At 63.9% G+C, this 17,440-nt stretch carries 17 protein-coding genes; 9 read left to right on the top strand and 8 right to left on the bottom strand.

What is annotated here, in order from left to right:
• Positions 1 to 21: 21 nt before the first annotated feature.
• On the top strand, positions 22 to 831 hold the full coding sequence (locus MF6396_RS08995; protein ID WP_058540707.1) for a sulfite exporter TauE/SafE family protein: 810 nt from the start codon (positions 22 to 24) through the stop codon (positions 829 to 831).
• Here MF6396_RS08995 and MF6396_RS08990 read toward each other — a convergent pair whose 3' ends face one another.
• Positions 832 to 2,292, bottom strand: coding sequence for a transporter (locus MF6396_RS08990; protein WP_078480119.1), 1,461 nt, complete (start codon positions 2,290 to 2,292; stop codon positions 832 to 834).
• A 130-nt stretch (positions 2,293 to 2,422) separates the two neighbouring features.
• On the opposite strand from MF6396_RS08990, the gene MF6396_RS08985 reads away from it, so the two are divergent.
• From MF6396_RS08985 to MF6396_RS29205, 3 genes are all read left to right on the top strand, one after another.
• Complete coding sequence (locus MF6396_RS08985) at positions 2,423 to 2,905, top strand: Lrp/AsnC family transcriptional regulator (protein WP_043860522.1); 483 nt, start codon at positions 2,423 to 2,425, stop codon at positions 2,903 to 2,905.
• Between the two features lie 127 nt (positions 2,906 to 3,032).
• Positions 3,033 to 3,764 carry a carbon-nitrogen hydrolase family protein gene (locus tag MF6396_RS08980; RefSeq protein WP_054915329.1) on the top strand — a complete coding sequence of 244 codons (732 nt, stop codon included), beginning with the start codon at positions 3,033 to 3,035 and terminating at the stop codon, positions 3,762 to 3,764.
• Positions 3,761 to 3,883 carry a hypothetical protein gene (locus MF6396_RS29205; RefSeq protein WP_274521380.1) on the top strand — a complete coding sequence of 41 codons (123 nt, stop codon included), beginning with the start codon at positions 3,761 to 3,763 and terminating at the stop codon, positions 3,881 to 3,883. The genes MF6396_RS08980 and MF6396_RS29205 overlap by 4 nt, the downstream gene beginning before the upstream one ends.
• 3 nt (positions 3,884 to 3,886) lie before the next feature.
• Here MF6396_RS29205 and MF6396_RS08975 read toward each other — a convergent pair whose 3' ends face one another.
• Entirely contained in the window at positions 3,887 to 4,933 is a 1,047-nt protein-coding gene (locus MF6396_RS08975) for an LLM class oxidoreductase (RefSeq protein WP_078480118.1), read from the bottom strand.
• Positions 4,934 to 4,955: 22 nt separating this feature from the next.
• Positions 4,956 to 5,591 (bottom strand): glutathione S-transferase family protein, encoded by a 636-nt coding sequence (locus MF6396_RS08970; protein ID WP_238596421.1) that lies wholly within the window; start codon positions 5,589 to 5,591, stop codon positions 4,956 to 4,958.
• Positions 5,592 to 5,720: 129 nt separating this feature from the next.
• Here MF6396_RS08970 and gcvA point away from each other — a divergent pair, with 129 nt between their 5' ends.
• Positions 5,721 to 6,608, top strand: a complete 888-nt coding sequence (gcvA, locus tag MF6396_RS08965) for a transcriptional regulator GcvA (RefSeq protein ID WP_078480116.1) — start codon at positions 5,721 to 5,723, stop codon at positions 6,606 to 6,608.
• Between the two features lie 10 nt (positions 6,609 to 6,618).
• Here the strand turns inward: gcvA and MF6396_RS08960 are convergent, their stop codons facing one another.
• From MF6396_RS08960 to MF6396_RS08940, 5 genes are all read right to left on the bottom strand, one after another.
• On the bottom strand, positions 6,619 to 6,780 hold the full coding sequence (locus MF6396_RS08960; RefSeq protein WP_078480115.1) for a DUF2986 domain-containing protein: 162 nt from the start codon (positions 6,778 to 6,780) through the stop codon (positions 6,619 to 6,621).
• Positions 6,781 to 8,353: 1,573 nt separating this feature from the next.
• A complete protein-coding gene (locus tag MF6396_RS08955; protein ID WP_078480114.1) occupies positions 8,354 to 10,819 on the bottom strand; it encodes a TonB-dependent siderophore receptor in 2,466 nt (821 codons plus the stop codon).
• Between the two features lie 97 nt (positions 10,820 to 10,916).
• Positions 10,917 to 11,897, bottom strand: coding sequence for a FecR domain-containing protein (locus tag MF6396_RS08950; protein WP_078480113.1), 981 nt, complete (start codon positions 11,895 to 11,897; stop codon positions 10,917 to 10,919).
• A complete protein-coding gene (locus MF6396_RS08945; RefSeq protein WP_078480221.1) occupies positions 11,894 to 12,424 on the bottom strand; it encodes a sigma-70 family RNA polymerase sigma factor in 531 nt (176 codons plus the stop codon). Before MF6396_RS08945 ends, MF6396_RS08950 begins: the two co-directional genes overlap by 4 nt.
• 150 nt (positions 12,425 to 12,574) lie before the next feature.
• Complete coding sequence (locus MF6396_RS08940; protein ID WP_078480112.1) at positions 12,575 to 12,880, bottom strand: DUF6124 family protein; 306 nt, start codon at positions 12,878 to 12,880, stop codon at positions 12,575 to 12,577.
• A gap of 460 nt (positions 12,881 to 13,340) precedes the next feature.
• Between MF6396_RS08940 and MF6396_RS28425 the strand changes: the two genes are divergently transcribed.
• From MF6396_RS28425 to MF6396_RS08925, 4 genes are all read left to right on the top strand, one after another.
• Positions 13,341 to 13,916: a hypothetical protein gene (locus tag MF6396_RS28425; protein ID WP_153046070.1), complete on the top strand. Its 576-nt coding sequence runs from the start codon at positions 13,341 to 13,343 to the stop codon at positions 13,914 to 13,916.
• Positions 13,917 to 14,220: 304 nt separating this feature from the next.
• Positions 14,221 to 14,799 (top strand): hypothetical protein, encoded by a 579-nt coding sequence (locus tag MF6396_RS08930; protein ID WP_153046069.1) that lies wholly within the window; start codon positions 14,221 to 14,223, stop codon positions 14,797 to 14,799.
• Positions 14,800 to 14,968: 169 nt separating this feature from the next.
• Positions 14,969 to 15,115 carry a hypothetical protein gene (locus tag MF6396_RS28660; RefSeq protein WP_161493031.1) on the top strand — a complete coding sequence of 49 codons (147 nt, stop codon included), beginning with the start codon at positions 14,969 to 14,971 and terminating at the stop codon, positions 15,113 to 15,115.
• 116 nt (positions 15,116 to 15,231) lie between these two features.
• On the top strand, positions 15,232 to 17,440 hold a 2,209-nt coding region (locus MF6396_RS08925; RefSeq protein ID WP_161493030.1), incomplete at its 3' end, for a DUF6531 domain-containing protein.

Below are 17,440 nucleotides of genomic sequence, written 5' to 3'. Positions count from 1 at the left end.
CCCTTGTGTTGGAAGCGATGCATGTTCTGGTTTCTGCTGTGTGCGTTCGGTGTGGTAGCTGGTGTGACGACTGTGCTGTTCGGCTTTGGTGGCGGCTTTGTGGCGGTGCCGCTGCTGTTCACCCTTATCAGTGTGAGCCATGCGCCGGGGTCGGCCATCGGCGAGGCCGCGATGCATATCGCCGTGGCCACCTCCACGGCGGCGATGATCTTCGGCGCAGGCCTTTCGACCTTGCGCCATGCCCGTGCGCGCACCTTGCAGTGGCCGGTGGTGCGGCCGTTGCTGGGTTACGTTGCGCTGGGTGCAGTGCTGGGCGCATGGGCCGCCACGCAGGTGCAAGGGGCGTGGATACGCTGGCTGTTCATCGGCTACCTTGGCCTGACCATTCTTGATGCCGTGTTGCGCCCGGGGTTTACCGTGAGCACAAGCGATGGCATGCGCCCGCTGGGCCGTCGAGCCAGCGCCGTGATCGGTGTCGGCATGGGCGCCGTGGCGGCTTTTCTGGGAGTCGGCGGCAGCGTGATGAGCGTGCCGCTGATGCGCAGGCGTGGGGCGAGCATGGCCGTGGCGACGGCGTCGGCCAACCCGCTGTCGCTGCCGATGGCGATTGCCGGTACTGCCGCCTACGCCGTGCTTGCGTGGCGCACCGAAGTGCTGGGGCCCTGGTTTGCCGGCTACATCGACGTGCGTGCCCTGGCCGTGCTGGTGCTGGGCTCGTGGTGCGGCATTCGCCTGGCCGCGCCGTGGATCGGGCGCATGCCCGACGCGCTGCATGTGAAGTGCTACCTGGCCCTGCTGGGGGTGGTGCTGGTGGTGATGGTGGTTGCCTGACTAGCCCAGCCAGACGCTCAGCAACACCGCAGCCAGCGCGACCAGTGCGGTGTTGAGGCACACCAGCGCAAAGCCGAAGCGCACCAGTTCGCCTTCTTCACTGGCGCTGGTTCTGGCCAGGCCCAGGATCAGCATCACGATCGACAGCGAGCCCAGCGCCGCATGCCCCGCCGCGCTGTTCTGCACCGCCGCGAGCAACAGGCGGCCGTGTTCGGGCAGCATGGCGATGGCGGGCATGAAGATCGCATTGCCGCCCACGTTCGAGCCGGTCATGTAGCCGGACAACCCGCCCAGCAGGGCGACCAGCAACGAGGCGGTGGACGGTGCCAGGCCGGTCAGCAGCTGCATCAGGCCCGTCAGAAAGCCGGCCTTGACCATCAACTGCGACATGGCGAGAAAAAAGAAGATCGTCAGCAGGGGCCGCTTCGCCCGGGCCAGCAGTGCGGTGCCGATGCGGGTGCCCGGCCCCGGCAGATACGGTGCGCTTCGCGGGTGAAACCCCAGGCCCACCAGCACCAGGATCAGTGCCACGCCCGGAGAGGCGAGCGGCTTCCAGGTGACCTGCGCGCCCTGGACGACCCACAGGTTCTGCCAGCCGGTGATGGCCCACAGCGCCTTGAGTGCGACGATGCTGGTGATCAGCACCAGGTAAGGCCACGCCTGGCGCGGCCATTGTCGCGCCCCGCGTATGCCGCCGTGGTTGCGCAGGCGCCGCAGCCCGTTGGCCAGTACGGCGGCTGCGCTCACCAGGCCCGCCGCCACGCCGGCTACCTCCGGCCCCAACCAGCGGCTGCTGCTGTAGAGCACCCCCACGAATACCAGCCAGCCAGCGCCCAGCACCGTCCATTCGCGCAAGGTGCGAACCTCGGCCAGGTACAGCGCCATCGCCCCGAGCGCGAGAAACACCGGTGCGCTGGTCAGTGCCGAAGTGGCTGCCAGCGCCGCAGCGTCCAGATGGGCCAGGGAAGCGCCGATCACCGATGCCAGGCCCAGCGTGCCCCACGGCATGATCGCCATGCCGGCCAACGCGATACGCAGCGCCACCCGGCGGTCGAACAGGCTGAGCAGCAGCGGCACGGTGGCGATCAACGACACGCCAAAGCCGGTCATGGCTTCGAGCAACGGGGCCAGCCCGAGCACGATGAACACCACCTGGTCGCCGCGCCCGAGCCCGAGCGAGCGTACCCACTGGCTGAATGCCAGGTTCACGCCCAGGCGCTCGATGAAGATCACGAAGGCCAGCCCCGGTACGATCACGAACGCGGTGCTGGCAAACAGCACGGCAGTGTCCTGGGCGGCCGCCACCAGGCTGCCCAGGCGCCACGTATCGGCAGCACCGACCAGCCACAGCACCATTACCAGCAGCGTACCGGCGATGGCGGCGTGCACGGGTGGGCGGCGCAGTACCACCAGCATGGCCGTGACCAGCAGCACGGGCGACAGATGAAACAGTGCGAGCATGCGAGCAATATCCTGTGTAAGTCCCGACCAGGGCTGCGGCTGCAGGCTGGGGCTCGATAATATTTCTCGCTGTCAGATAAAGGGGCGCGGATTTCTGGTAGTTTTCGAGAAAATTTCTCGCAGGGTTTCCATGGCCATTCACGATGTAGCGGCTGAGCCGCTGGACAAGTTCGACCGCGCCATTCTTGACCTGGTGCAGCGCGACAACACCGTGCCGCTGCGGTTGGTGGCCGAGCAGGTCAACCTGTCCACGGCGGCGGTGCAGCGGCGCATCAAGCGCATGGAGGAGCGGGGCGTCATCACCGCCAATGTCGCCGTCGTCGACCCTACTGCGGTGGGTCGGCCGATCACCATCATCGTGGAGGTGATGGCCGAGCGCACCAGCCTCGATGCGCTGGAGGCCATGAAGGCGCACTTTGCGGTGCCTGAAGTGCAGCAGTGCTACTACGTCACTGGCGAGGTGGATTTCGTGCTGGTGCTGACCGTGGCCAGCATGCAGGAGTACCAGGCGTTGGCGCGGCGGTTGTTTGCCGAGAACGCCAATGTCACCTGGTTCAAGACCATTGTGGCGCTGGACCGGGTGAAGGTCGGGTTGCAGGTGCCCAGCCTGTAGGAGCGGGCCTTGCCCCGCGATCTGGCGCGCAGCGCCAGCAGAACCTGCGATGCGACACCGCACACTTTCCAAGGTAACGATGTTGGTGCAGCATAGGCCCGCGTCGACAAAGGGACATGAGACTCGAATGAAGCTGATCGCTGCGCAAATCTCGGCCACCCCGGGGGATGTCGAAAAGAACCTCGCCCAACACATCGACGCTATCCACGCCGCCGCAAGCCAGGGAGCCGATGTGGTGGTCTTCCCCGAACTTTCGCTGACCGGCTACGAACCCGAACTGGCCGGTGGCCTGGCGATGGCGCCCACCGACAGCCGCCTCGATGCGTTCCAGGCCTTGAGCGATCGCTACACCCTGCTCATCGCCGTGGGTGCGCCAACCCAGGGGAGGGAGGGCACCCAGATCAGCATGATCGCCTTCCAGCCAGGGCTGCCACGTGCGGTGTATTCCAAGCAGCTTCTGCACGCCGACGAACTGCCATTCTTCACGCCTGGTACCCAGCAGCAGGTGTTCCGCCAGGGCGGGCATGTTCTGGTGCCCGCGATCTGCTACGAATCCTTGCAACCCGCCCATGCAGACCAGGCCGCCGCGGCAGGTGCCCAGGTGTACCTGGCCAGCGTGGCCAAGTCGCAGAAGGGCGTGGACCTGGCCTGCAACCATTACCCGGCAATGGCCCGCAAGCATGGCATGACCGTGATCATGGCCAACTGCGTAGGCCCCGCCGACAACTTCATCGGTGCAGGCCAGTCCGCGGTCTGGAACCCGAATGGCGAGCGCGTTTGCACTGCCGACGCCACCCGGCAAGCCCTGGTCGCATATGACACACGCACGGGAGAAGCGGGTACTGTCAGCCTGGCTTGAATCACCATCGCCACCCCAATTCGCTGACCACCGACCTGGTGGCCGCGCTCAACCCGGACCTGGACTTTGCCGAGGCGGTGGCCTCGGCTGTCGAAACGGGCTACCCCTGCGCCGGATAAGTGCTACCACCCCTGGGCCAGCGGCGCTGGCCCTTGCAAGGTGGGGAACAGCGGCAACACTTCTTCGGCCAATTCCTGAATGACCTCGTCAACCGGCCGCCGGGCCATCTGAATGCCCAGCGCCGCATGATTGACGCCCGCTGCCTTCCATTCGCCAAGCAACGCGATCAGCCCGTTGCGCCCGGTCTTGAGCACATACCCACCTTGCAACGGCGTGCGCGGGAAGTCGGGGTCTTCGTCCAGGTCGATCCACTCGTTGGTCATGTGCGGGCGAAACCCGCCGTTGGGGATCTGCGAGCGCCACGCCCGAACCTTTTCTGCCAGGCGAAGCGGGCCCTGCGCCGTGTGGGTGGCGTCCGGGTAGGTCAGCCAGCCATCGGCCTGCTCACCCAGCCACTGCAGGGATTGACGCGACGACCCCGTCACGATCAGCGGAATGCGCCCGGTGACCGGTTGTGGCAGCAACTGCGTGCCGCTCATCTGGCCCAGCGGCGAGCGGAGGGTCGCAGGGCCCTGCGCCAGCAATTGCCGAAAGTAGTCCACGCTGTGGGCAAAGCGCTCACCGCGCTGGTCATGGGCCAGGCCGTAGGCGGGGAACTCCACGGCCCTGTCCCCCGACGCGATGCCCATCACCAACCGGCCGCCCGACAGGCGATCGAGGCTGGCGGCAGACTTGGCCAGGTCGATGGGGTGGCGCAAGGTGAAGATGGCGCTGCCGGTGACCAGCGCGATGTGCCGGGTATGGGCGGCCAGGTAGCCCAGGTACACGAAGGGGTCGAACACCTGGCCGGCATCGCCGAAGGCCGGGTCGAACAAGGGCACGTCGCGCACCCATACGGCAGCAAAGCCCAGGTGCTCGATCTCGCTCACATGCTGCGCCTGGGCGTGAAGCACCGCCATGTCGCCCTGGTAGAAGCGCAGTGGCAGAAAGATGCCCAGTGTCAGGTGATCGGCGGCGAACATGCGCCGGTAGCCGGGGTGGTGGGCGAAGGCTTCGGCGTTCGCGCCGCAGGTGACGACGGGTGCAGTGGGGTGGGTCATGGTGTTCATGCCTGTTCCTTGGTGTCGGGGTTCATGGGCCGGTGGCAGGGGCGGGCAGGCGAATGCCGCGTTGCACCGCAGGGCGCTGCTCAACCTGCGCGTACCATCGGCTCAACCAGGGCTGCAGGCTGAAGTCGAAGCCCACCAGCTGCGCGATATGCAGCCAGGCGAAGGTGGCGATGTCCGCAATCGAATAGGTGGCGCCACCCAGCCACGGCTGGTTTGCCAGGTGCTGATCGAGGGTGACGAAGGTGGCTTCGGTGAGGGTCCTGTAGCGCTGGATGACGGCAGGGTTGGGCACGGTGTCGAAGCATTCGAAGTGCACGCGCTGGCCCAGCAACGGCCCCATGCTGGCGCTGTGAAACATCAGCCAGGTGATGCATGCCCAGCGCTCGGGGGCGTCGTGGCCAAGCAACTGGCCGCTCTTGTCCGCCAGGTACAGCAGGATGGCGGCGGACTCGAACAGGGTGATGCCGGTGGCGCGGTCGATCAGCACCGGGATGCGACCGTGCGGGTTGAGCGCAAGAAACTCGGGCCGCTGGTGCTCGCCCTCATCGATGCGCACATGGCGCAGGCTGTAGGGCAGGCCCATTTCTTCCAGGGCGATGGTGATCTTGAAGCCATTTGGCGAACTGTCGGTGTAGAGAATCAGGTCAGGATCGGACACAGGGCACATACCTCAGGCAGACTAATGCTTGTTGCGTGGTGTGGGTGCCATGCTAGTGAGTGATTGCCTGGGACAAAAACGATTAGTCCTGCGCTTTGACGTTAGATTTTCTAAACCAGGGAATACGCCATGGGCGCCGTTCTACCCTTGCTGGCGCTGCGCGCCTTTACCGAAGCTGCACGGCTGGGCAGCCTCAAGGCGGCGGCCGAGCACATGGGCGTCACCCCCGGCGCCATCAGCCAGCAGATCCGCCAGCTGGAAGACCGTCTGGGCGTCACGCTGCTGGTGCGGGGGCGGCATGGGGTGCAGCTCAGCGAGGCCGGCGCACGTCTTTTCCCCGGGTTGTCGCGGGGCTTTGGGCAGATCGAGAACGCGCTACTCGAACTTGAGTCGTTCACCCACGAGCAAACGCTTACCATCAGCACCGTGCCGTCGTTCGCGTCCACCTGGCTGGTGCCGCGCCTGGGTGACTTCAGTGCCCGGCATCCTGACATCGAAGTGCGGGTGGAGGCGTCGGCAAGGCTGGTGGATTTCCAGCGCGAGCGCATCGACATTGCGCTGCGCCATGGCCTGGGCCAGTACCCGGGGCTGGAGTCGATCCCACTGATGGCGCCGGTGCTGCTACCGGTGGCCAGCCCTCGGCTGCTGGCCGAGGGGCCGCCGATCAACAGCCCGCAGGATTGCCTGAACTACCCGTTGCTGCACGACACCGAGCGAGCGGATTGGCCGCTGTGGCTGCAAGCGCATGGCGTGGAGGCTGACAGCCGTAGCCAGCGCGGTGCCAGTTACGATGAAGACCTGTTGCTGCTGCGCGCGGCGGCGAGCGGGCAGGGCATTGCCCTGGTGCAGGACAACCATGCCCAGGAAGATCTGCACAACGGCAGGCTGGTGGTGGCGCTGGACAGGCCGTGGCCGTCGCGATTTGCGTACTACCTGGTAACGCGCCAAGCGGCCTTGAAGCGGGCGCAGGTGCAGGCGTTCATCGAGTGGATAACGCAGCAGGCGGGTGCTGCGTGACAGGTGTGGCTCAGCCTTCGGCGGCGGGGGTCGGGGTTTCGGCGGCTTCTGCAGCCAGCTTCAGTCGGTCGGCCTTGCAGATGTATTTGGGTTTGCTTTTGGGGGCCAGCTTGGCGCTGGCCTTCTTGGCGTTGGCCTTGAGTATCTGCTTGATCTTCTTTTGGCGGTTCATGGTTCTGCTGGGCCTGTAGATGCTTGAAAGCGGTGCGATGGCGGGGAGGTTGCAGGTGTTCTGCAGAGCCTTGCCGGTATTGCCGGTGGGGCGAGTTTACTAAAGGTTGCGCTGCAAGCGTGAGCGTTGTGCGTGGGGAGGCTTTGAGGGCGCGTGCACAGGTTTTGCTGGTGCTGCGCACCAGATCGCGGGTCAAGGCCCGCTCCTACGGCCTGGCGGCTAGAGGCGGAGTCTGCCCGCAGGCCGTAGGAGCCGGCGTTGCCGGCGAACGAGCGCGAAGCGGTCGCAACGCCTGAGTGCGCGGTGTGTCAGGCGAACCGCATGTGCAGGTTTTGCTGGTGCTGCGCACCAGATCGCGGGTCAAGGCCCGCTCCTACGGCCTGGCGGCCAGAGGCGGAGTCTGCCCGAAGGGCGTAGGAGCCGGCGTTGCCGGCGAACGAGCGCGAAGCGGTCGTAAAGCCTGAGTGCGCGGTGTGTCAGGCGAACCGCACGTGCAGGTTTTGCTGGCGCTACGCACCAGATCGCGGGGCAAGGCCCGCTCCCACGGCCTGGCGGCCAGAGGCGGAGTCTGCGCAGGGTGTAGGAGCCGGCGTTACCGGCGAACGAGCGCGAAGCGGTCGCAAGGCCTGAGTGCGCGGTGTGCCAGGCGAACCGCATGTGCAGGTTTTGCTGGCGCTGCGCGCCAGATCGCGGGTCAAGTCCGCTCCCACGGCCTGGCGGCCAGAAGCAGCATCTGCCCGAAGGGCGTAGGAGCCGGCGTTGCCGGCGAACGAGCGCGAAGCGGTCGCAACGCCTGAGTTCGCGGTGTATCAGGCAGACCGCGTGTGCAGGTTCTACTGGCGCTACGCACCAGATCGCGGGCAAGGCCCGCTCCCACGGCCTGGCGGCCAGAGGCAGCATCTGCCCGCAGGCGTAGGAGCCGGCGTTGCCGGCGAACGAGCGCGAAGCGGTCGCAAGGCCTGAGTGCGCGATGTATCAGGCAGACCGCATGTGCAGGTTTTACTGGCGCTACGCACCAGATCGCGGGGCAAGGCCCGCTCCTACGGCCTGGCGGCCAGAGGCGGAGTCTGCCCGAAGGGTGTAGGAGCCGGCGTTGCCGGCGAACGAGAGCAAAGCGGTCGCAACGCCTGAGTGCGCGGTGTGTCAGGCGAACCGCATGTGTAGGTTTTACTGGCGCTGCGCACCAGATCGCGGGGCAAGGCCCGCTCCCACGGCCTGGCGGCCCGAAACAGATCATCAAGCCATGCATAATCCGCTTCTGCCCGCAGGGCGTGGGAGCGGGCTTGACCCGCGAACGAGCGCAAAGCGGTCGCAAGGCCTGAGTACGCGGTGTGTCAGGCGAACCGCATGTGCAGGTTTTGCTGGCGCTACGCACCAGATCGCGGGGCAAGGCCCGCTCCTACGGCCTGGCGGCCCGAAACAGATCATCGAGCCATGCATAATCCGCTTCTGCCCGCAGGGCGTGGGAGCGGGCTTGACCCGCGAATCGAGCGCGAAGCGGTCGCAGCGCCTGAATGCACGGTGCATCAGCCAATCTGCATATGCCGGCAATCACGCTGACCCCGGCGCATCATCAGAAGCTGTACTTCGCCGTAACCATCAAGTTGCGCGGGTCGCCAAACACGTCATATGGGCTCCACGTGGAGTTGCTGGCGATGCCCTGGTAGTACTTCTTGTCGAACACGTTGTTGATGTTCAACTGCGTGTCCAGATGCTTGTTGACCTGGTAACCCGCCATCAACCCGACCAGCGCATACGCCTCCTGCTCGACATGGTAGTTGCCGAACACATTGCTGCCCTTGTTGAAGGTCGCGCTCTGGCTATAGAGGTTGGCCCCCACTCGCCACTGCTTCAGATCACCCTGCAACTGGTACGTGGTACTGGCCTTGAACATATGACGCGGCAGGTCGGTGTCGAACAGCCGGCCTTCCTTGGCCTTGTCGGCATCCTTCTCGTACTTGGCCTGGGCGAACGTATAGCCGGCGCCCACTTGCCAGTTGGGCGTCAGCGCACCATTGATCTCGAACTCGATGCCCTGGCTGCGCACCTTGCCGGCCGCTTCATAGCATCCGTAGCTACCCACCGGGATGACCTTGCACAGGCTTGCATCCGCCACCTCGGCCGCGCGGTTGAGCTGGTCGATCTGGAACAGCGAAGCACTGGCATTCAGCGCGCCGCCAAAATACTCACCCTTGATACCCACTTCGTAGTTTTCGCCGGTAATAGGCTCGATGCCTTTGCCTTGGCCGTCCTTCTCGGTCTGCGGCTGAAAGATATCGGTGTAGCTGGCATACACCGAATGGTTGTCGTCCAGGTCATAGATAACCCCGGCATAACGGGTGACGTTGCGCACCACCTTGGTCTTGCCCGAGGTGTAGTACTGGTCGTTGATCTGGTCATAGATGGCCGTGGCGTCGTACCAGTCCAGGCGTGCACCGAGTATCACCTTCAGCGGGTCGGCCAGGTTCCAGCGCGAGGTGAGGTACAGGCCTTCCTGATCGACCTTGTCGTCGATGGAGTAGATGTCCGGCACGTTCGGTCTGGCCAGCCCACCCGGATTGAAGCGGTTGATGTCCGGCACATCGACGAAAACCGTGCCGCCGGTGGCTTCGGTCTTGAGCTGGCGCTTGCTGGCGCCGACCACCAGTTCATGCTCGCGCCCCAGCAGTGTGAACGGGCCTGTGGCGTAGACATCGTAGGTGGACTGATCGAAGTCGCGGTTCTGGTTGAAGATGCGCTGGCGGTAGGTGGCGTCGTTGTTGCGCTCCAGCACGCCGCCCATCATCTTGAATTCGGACCAGTTTTTCGACGCGCCCAGGTGAAGGCGCCAGTCGTTGTCGAAGCGCTGGTCGAGCTCGACGAACACCGTCTTGTTCTCGACGTCCTGGTGCGACCAGCTGTAGCCGAAGGTCTTGGAGCGAGAAAAGCCCATGTGGCTGCCATCGGGGTTCACCGGCAGGCCGCCCCAGTTGATGTTGTTATTGTCGTTCTGGTCGGACGCGCCCACGGTCAGGGTGGTGCTGTCGGTGAGGTCGAACTCGCTGATGCCGTAGAACACCCCGCGCTCGCGCCCGGCGTAATCCTGATAGCTGCCCTTGTCGTTGTACGCGCCGACGATGCGGCCACGCACGCTGGCGCTGTCGTTCAGCGGGCCGGACACATCCAGCTCGCTGCGGTAGTTGTCCCAGCTGCCGGCGCTGCCGGTCACGCTGGCCTGGAACGCCTGGGTAGGGCGCTTGCGCACCATGTTGATGGCGGCCGACGGGTTGCCGGCCCCTTGCATCATGCCGGTGGCGCCGCGCACCACTTCGACGCGGTCATAGGGGGCCAGGTCGGCGGTGGCCACCCAGTCGGCGTTGTAGGTGGTGGGCAGGCCGTCGAACATCAGGTTGGTGATGGGGAAGCCGCGGGCGAAGAACTCGCTGTTGGCCGGGCGCGCGGCCGACAGGCGCAGCCCGGGCGTGGCCTGCACCACGTCGTCGAGGCTGCGCATGCCCTGGTCGTCCATGCGCTGGCGGGTAATCACTGTGACCGACTGCGGTGTTTCGCGCAGCGACAGCGGCAGCTTGGTGGCGGTCTGCATGGCGCCGGTGGTGTACGAACCGCTGTGCTCGGTGGTCGAGCCCAGGCCCAGGCCGCTGATGGTGGTGGCGCCCAGTTCCAGGGCATCGCCGTTTTGGCTACGGGCAATCAGCAGGTAATTGCCGCTTGCGGTGCGGGTAACCGTGAGGCCGCTGCCGGCCAGCAGGCGTTCGAGGCCATCCTGCACGGCATAGTCCCCACGCAGTGCCGGGGCGCGCTTGCCCTGCACCAGCGCCGGGTCGAACGGCAGGCTGATGCCGGCCACCTGGGCAAAGCTGTTGAGCGATTCTTCAAGCGGGCCTGCCGCCAGCTCGTAGTGGCGGCTGCTTGCCTCGGCGGCCTGCGCGGCCGCACTGGCCAGCGACACGCTGGTGGCACCGGCCAGCAACATACTGCGCAGGGTCAGTGCCAGCACGCTGCGCTGCAAAGGCCGGGTGGGGATAAAAGCAGAAGACATGGACGGCGTGCTCCTTTCGAATGACGAGGTGTATTGCCTGTCTGTCGAAGAGGGTGGCAAAACCCGTAAAAGTTTTTGAGATTTCTTCTCATCAGCCTTACCGGGCGACGATACGGGTCCATAACGGGGTAAAGCGTTCCACCCGCACCGGCAGCGAATCGCTCAGGGCGCTGAGGGCCTGGTCGATGTCATCGAGCTGGAACACGCCCGACACCTCCAGGTGCGCAATGGCCGGGTCGCAGCGCAGCCAGCCGTGGCGATAGCGCGCCAGTTCTGCGGTCAGCTCGCGCAGTTGCATGCGCTTGGCCACCAGTTGCCCGCGCGCCCAGGCGCTGGCGTCGAGGGTGCTGGTTTCGACCCGCTGGCTGCCGATTGCATCGATCAGGTATTGCTCCCCGGCGGCAACCATCACCGGCTGGCCCTTGCCCTGAATCGCCACCACCCCATCCTCGACCCGCAACCGCGTGCCGCTGGCTTCATCACGCACCGCAAAGGCCGTACCGATGGCCTGCAACTGTGCATGCTGCGTGCTGACCCAGAAGCTGCGACGCCCGCCCGCCGTGGCGGCGTCCTTGCCGGTGTCGATAAAGATTTCGCCGCGCCGCAGCACGATCAACCGGCGCTGGGCGGTGAACTGCACGTCCACTGCACTGGCTGTGTTCAGTTGCAGGCGGGTGCCGTCATCCAGCACGAACTGACGGCGCTCGCCCACCTCGGTGGCGTAGTCCGCGCCCCAGGGCACCAGCGTGCTGTCACGCATCGACCAGCCGGTAACGCCGCTGGCCAGCAGCCCCACGCCCAGCAGCTTGAGCGCCTGGCGTCGGCTGTGACGACCGCCTTGCAGGCGTTGCAGCGTGTCCCGCGCCACCGAGCCGGGCAGTGCGGCCAGGCCCTGGAAGGTGGCATCGCTTTTTTGCAGCGCTTGCCAGGCCACCTCATGCAGCGCGTGCGCCTGACGCCAGCGTTGGCAGGCCTCCAGCAGTTGCGGGTTGGCGCCGTCGGACTCGATGCGCACCAGCCAGCCGATGGCCTGGTCCAGCACGTTGTCGGGCAGTTCGGGCAATGGCGGGCGGCTCATCGCTGGGCCAGGTAGCAATGGCGAATGGCGCTGGCCATGTACTTCTCCACCGAACTCAGGCTTACCGCCAGGCGCTCGGCGATCTCCTTGTAGCTCAGGCCCTCCAGGCGCGACAGCAGAAAGGCCATGCGCACCTTGGGCGGCAGGCCGTTGAGCAGGGCGTCCACACGGGTCAGGGTTTCCAGCAGTATCAGCTGCGACTCGGGCGACGGCACCTCGGCTTCGGGCAGGTGTGCGATGGCCTCCAGATACGCCCGCTCGACCCGCTGGCGACGCACGCGATCCACCAGCAGCCCGTGGGCCACGGTGCTCAACCAGGCACGCGGCTGACGCAACTGCTGCAGCTGCTCCGGCTTGCCGAGGATGTGCACGAAGATGTCGTGGGCCAGGTCCGCCGCGTGGTCGCCGTGGCGCATGCGCTTGCGCAACCAGCCCAGCAACCAGGCGTGATGGTTGATGTACAGCGCACGAACATCGGCATGAGGGGTGCGGAAAGTGGATGGCGACGACACGGAAAACCTCAGCATGATAGCCAGGTGCATTTGAGAATTTGTCGCATCCTAGTGCCAGTGGGCCGTGGACAGCAAGGGGAGAGTGCGTGATGTGGGGGGGCAGGTGGGGTTTTGGTGGGCGGAGCGAGCTCGGTAGGCCGCGTGTGCGGCCCGTGTGTTGCGTCGTTACTCGGGTGCCGCGTTTGCTTCCATGCCGTCCAGCACGGTGTCGATCAGTACGGTGCTCATTTCCAGCGATTGCTGTGCGGCGATCAGCAGCGTCTTGAACTGCTCGTCGGCGCGTTCGCAGGCTTGGGCGGTGGTGTCCTTGGCGCATTGGATCTGGAGCGACAGGTGAACCAGGGCGTCTTCCAGCTCGATGCCTTCGCAGACTGAAAACAGGGGCGGGTGATTGCCGTTGCAACAGCCGAAGGCGGTGTAGGTGGGTTTGCGGCGGGGAGTAGCTGGCGGATCGGGAACGATTTTACTCATTGTGGTGCTCCTTCTGCAGTGGAGCTGCCACCGTTCGCCGCGACGCGAATGGGGTGGCAGCTGTACGCGGGTTCGCGGACCGAGGCAAAAGGAACTCGGCAGACCCGAAGGTCTCCCACGCACAGCCGCCATTACACAGAAAGCAGGCACAAAAAAAGCGCCTGCAATTTGTAGTGGTGGGGCGCTGTAGCGCCTTTTGCATTAGCGGGCCGCGACGCCCGGTCGCTGGATTGACAGCGACGTCGCAAGATTAGCGGGGTTGGGGTGGGGATTCAAGACGTTCTACAGCGGTATGCGCACCCCCCCTGAAGCGGGAGCCGGATGCTTGTGCATTATTGCTAAGGCAGCAAGGCTGGATCCGCTCGATGCAACTGGCAAAGTTGACAGTTGTGACAAGCAAAATGACGTCGCAAGCTATCCAGGAGCACATAGCCGAGTGCCTTTCCTGGGAGCATCGATCATGAGTGCAACATCCTTCAGCGTACAACTCCAAAACGAAATGGAGGGTAAGATCAATTATTTCCACTACCAAAAGTTCGGTGACCCCGCCTCGGGTACAAAATCCGCATTAACATCGCCCCAAACTATTTATGACTTCAATCTCTACCCCGGCGGAAAGTTTATAGCGACGACCGCCGAGTCCTACCAAACGCAGCTTGAAGATCCAAAACTTCTTCGATTCAAATTTACAAATAATTCAGGTTTTCCTGTCGGGTTGCTCCGCGTATACGGTGAGCCCCCTTATCCCGACTGGGTAATAGCCGCGCTGGAGGACATTCCGGGGGACGAAAGTGAGGAAGACGTTCAATCTCAGCGCGAGTTAATAATCGATAGATACAACCAAATGGTTGGGGGGGTGAATACAGGACCGAAGCGGTTTCCAGGGGGGGTACTACGGCGCTGGATCGACTACGAACCTCGCCGTGGCGACCCCTCTAAATGGTACGCATGGCTGCTACGTCCAGGAAGGTCAACTAGTGTGGCGGTAATCGAAGGAAGCGTATGGGCGGTGAGCGAAGCAAAAAACGAAGACTGACCTTTTCCCCTGGCAGCGCAACGGGGAGCTTGGGTGCTGTACAGAACTCAAGTGACCCTAGTTCAGCTCTCGCGTCGTCAGCATTTTTAAGTAGTGCATGCGTTGAACAGAGGAGGGTGATTGCCGTTGCAACACCCTCCCTTTTTGAGTGGAGCTGCCATCTGATGTTCGGGTGGCGCAGTAGCAGTGCGCGAGGCCCGTTCGCTGGATTGCCTGCGAGCTCGCAAGGTTAGCGGGTTGGGCGCGGGGCTTCTACACGCTCTACACCTGTATGCGCACCCCCCATGAAGCGGGAGCCGGATGCTTGTGCATTATTGCTAAGGCAGCAAGGCTGGATCCGCTCGATGCAACTGGCAAAGTTGACAGTTGTGACAAGCAAAATGACGTAGCAAGCTATCTAGGAACACAAAGCCGCGTGGCTATCCTGGGAGCATCGATCATGAGTGCAACATACTTCAACGTGCACCTCCAAAATGAAATGGAGGGTAAGATCAATTATTTCCACTACAAAAAAGTCAACGACCCCACCACGGGTACAAAATCCCCATTAACATCGCCCCAAACCATTTATGACTTCAATCTCTACTTCGGCGGAAGGTTTATAGCGACGACCGCCGACTCCTTAACTGTGCCGCCTGAAGGGCCAGAAACTCTTCGATTCAAATTAACAAATAATTCAGATTTTAAGTTCTATCTGATTGAGCTGGACTCTACCGACGTTGTCATTATGGAATGGCTCAACTCAGACAATTCTACGAAGAAAGCCCCCTTCAAGCCTCATTATACAATGAGGCCACTGTTGCCCAATGTGCCTGTGACGTTGGAGGTCCCCAATGGAAGCCACTGGTATGTGGACGTGGTGCCAGATCGGAAACGCACCTAGCCGCGCAATGAGGAGCTTGGTTTTGTAGAAAACTGAAGTGACGATAAATGCGTTCTCGAGCTGTCAGCAGTTGCCACATAAGTTCCAAACATTAGAGTAGGCAACGCAAGTCAATGGGAAGTAGGTGACGTGCTGGATAGGGCGCTCTAGGCACTGTACGAAAAGTATTGTGTTAACCGTCGCCAGCACCTTCACTCAGGGCCCCAGCGTCAACCTGGGCTACATCGGCGGTCGCGCCGAGCAGGTGGTGTTCGTGCGCGGCTTCGACCGCCTGCCGGTGCCGGTGTATATCCGCGGCATCTACATCTTTATGTGACACATCCCACACAACTCCAGGAAGTTTCTCCATATCTGAGAATTCCTTGCCCTCGTACGCTTTGCCTTCATGGACCACCCAGGGCGCTTCGCCCCTGCCTAGGAAGGCTATTCCCGATGTCTGCTTCCCCCACAGCGTCCACGTCCAGCGAGCGTGAGATCCAGATTGCGATTGCGCCACTCGAAACCCTGCTAAGTGAAGACCTCGGCGCTGCTGCCGCCTCTGTCGACCACTGGCTGCGCGAGGCCACCTACGGCCTGGTGAACCTGCAACTGCTGCGCCAGGCCGGCGAAAATGTGCCGGTGCTCTGTAATGCCCTGGCCGGTGTGGATGTACTGATCGACATCCTCACGCTGCTGGAAAGCCCGTCCCCCGACCCGCTCGACTGGGTCAGCCTGGGCATCAACCTGATCGGCGTAGTGCCGTTTCCCCCAGGCCTGGCCAAGGCGCGCATGGTGCTGCGCCCGGTGCTGCAATTGACCCGCCAGACCCTGCGCCGTCGCCCGGGGGCGAACATCGGCGCGGTGATCCTGGAGATCATTGACGGCCACCTGCATGCCAACATCCGCGGCGCCCTGGAACACTACGTACGCGAGGCGCTGGCCCAGTTGCCGGCCATGCTCGGCGAGGCCGCCGGCACCGCGCGCCTGTTGTTCACCACGCTGGCCAGGGCCATAGAAGCCGCTGCCCGGGGCCAACTCGACGCCGCAGCCAGCCACCAGTTGTCACGCACCCAGATGACCCAGGCGGCGCTGTACGACTCGCTGCTGAGCACTGATGCCTGGCGCCTGGCGCTGTCGGCCTTGGCCAATGCCTCCGAGGGCAACCTCAAGGCGGCCTACAACCATGTCGCCAGCCACTTCGGCGAGGCGCTGGAAAGCCTGCTGCGCCCGCTGGTGCACACGCTCGACGGGTTGGCCGCGTCGGTGCCGGATCGCCTCGAAGCCCTGGGCGCCCCTGGCATGCAAAACAGCATTGCCTGGCTGCTGAGCCGCCTGCTGGAAACCGTACTGGCACACCCCGCCAGGCGCGGCGTTGCCACCAGCATTCGCCCCGGGGTCACCCAGCAGGCGCGGCACATCCACAGTGAAGGCCCGACCGAGGTGGTCAGCCGCCAGGTCAGGGCCAAAAAGGCCCCCAATACCGACAAGAATGGTATCTGTCCCTGTACCGGCCACAGCATCGGCCATGTGCTCGGCGACGAGACCGTCGTTCATCAGGACTTCGCGTTGTCCGGCCCGTTCCCGGTGGATTGGGCCCGGGTCTACAACTCGCGGCTCGACGCGCTGGATAGCGGCACCATAGGCGCACGCTGGATCACCGAGTTCACCACCTGCATCGATGTGGTCGACAAGGGGCTGGTGCTGCATGACAGCGATGGACGCAGCCACGACTTCCCGTGGCTCGAGGTCGACACCTGGCACCACGACCCCATCGAATACCTGACCCTCAAGCGCACCCGTGCACAGCAGCTGACCCTGGTGCGGGGCCAGGATCGGTTCGAAACCTATGCCCAGGTCGGCGAGCGCTTTTACCTGACCCACATTCGCCTGCGCAGCGGTGCCGGTGCCATGCTGCATTACGAGCATCGCCACAACGGCCAGCCGGTGCTGTCCGATATCAACACCTACCAGGACGACGACCCGAGCAAGGTGCACCTGCAACTGGGCACCCTGCTGAATGAGCAGGGGCATATCCAGGGCGTGTGGCAGGTGGTCGATGGCAAGCCGCTGCGCCAACTGTGCGCCTATCACTACGACGGCGCGGGTGACCTGGTAGCGGCTCAGGATGAAAACGGTGCCGCTTGGCACTATGAGTACCAGCATCATCTGATCACCCGTTACACCGACCGCACCGACCGTGGCCTCAACCTCGAGTGGGATGGCACAGGCCCGCACGCCAAGGCGATTCATGAATGGGCGGATGACGGCAGCTTCGAGACCCGTCTGGCGTGGGACCCGAACATCCGCCTGACCTACGTCACCGACGCCCACGGCCAGGAAACCTGGTACTACTACGACGCCCTTGGCTATACCTACCGCGTCGTACATCCCGATGGCCGCGAGCAATGGCTGTTCCGTGATGCACGCAAGAACATCATCCGCCACGTGCACCCCGACGGTAGCCAGGACCGCTACAGCTTTGATGAGCGTAGCAACCTGCTGCAGCACATCCGTCCCGACCACAGCACGCTGCATTACGCCTACGACGACCATGACCAGCTGATTAAGATCCGCGATGCCGAGGGTGGCCTTTGGCTGCGCGACTACGACGAGCGCGGCAACCTGGTAGAGACGGTCGACCCGCTGGGCAACAAGACCGAAT

This window comes from Pseudomonas sp. MF6396 (assembly GCF_002018915.1).
In the GTDB taxonomy this organism is placed as follows: domain Bacteria; phylum Pseudomonadota; class Gammaproteobacteria; order Pseudomonadales; family Pseudomonadaceae; genus Aquipseudomonas; species Aquipseudomonas palmensis.
The sequence above is the reverse complement of the archived record's forward strand: the minus strand, read 5'-3'. Positions and strand labels throughout refer to the sequence as shown.

What these genes read in the sequence shown, in the direction of transcription:
- MF6396_RS08995 (WP_058540707.1), top strand. Translation starts at nt 22, where the DNA reads ATGTTCTGGTTTCTGCTGTGTGCGTTCGGTGTGGTAGCTGGTGTGACG.
- MF6396_RS08990 (WP_078480119.1), bottom strand. Translation starts at nt 2,292, where the DNA reads ATGCTCGCACTGTTTCATCTGTCGCCCGTGCTGCTGGTCACGGCCATG.
- MF6396_RS08985 (WP_043860522.1), top strand. Translation starts at nt 2,423, where the DNA reads ATGGCCATTCACGATGTAGCGGCTGAGCCGCTGGACAAGTTCGACCGC.
- MF6396_RS08980 (WP_054915329.1), top strand. Translation starts at nt 3,033, where the DNA reads ATGAAGCTGATCGCTGCGCAAATCTCGGCCACCCCGGGGGATGTCGAA.
- MF6396_RS08975 (WP_078480118.1), bottom strand. Translation starts at nt 4,933, where the DNA reads ATGAACACCATGACCCACCCCACTGCACCCGTCGTCACCTGCGGCGCG.
- gcvA (WP_078480116.1), top strand. Translation starts at nt 5,721, where the DNA reads ATGGGCGCCGTTCTACCCTTGCTGGCGCTGCGCGCCTTTACCGAAGCT.
- MF6396_RS08960 (WP_078480115.1), bottom strand. Translation starts at nt 6,780, where the DNA reads ATGAACCGCCAAAAGAAGATCAAGCAGATACTCAAGGCCAACGCCAAG.
- MF6396_RS08955 (WP_078480114.1), bottom strand. Translation starts at nt 10,819, where the DNA reads ATGTCTTCTGCTTTTATCCCCACCCGGCCTTTGCAGCGCAGCGTGCTG.
- MF6396_RS08950 (WP_078480113.1), bottom strand. Translation starts at nt 11,897, where the DNA reads ATGAGCCGCCCGCCATTGCCCGAACTGCCCGACAACGTGCTGGACCAG.
- MF6396_RS08945 (WP_078480221.1), bottom strand. Translation starts at nt 12,424, where the DNA reads ATGCTGAGGTTTTCCGTGTCGTCGCCATCCACTTTCCGCACCCCTCAT.
- MF6396_RS08940 (WP_078480112.1), bottom strand. Translation starts at nt 12,880, where the DNA reads ATGAGTAAAATCGTTCCCGATCCGCCAGCTACTCCCCGCCGCAAACCC.
- MF6396_RS28425 (WP_153046070.1), top strand. Translation starts at nt 13,341, where the DNA reads ATGAGTGCAACATCCTTCAGCGTACAACTCCAAAACGAAATGGAGGGT.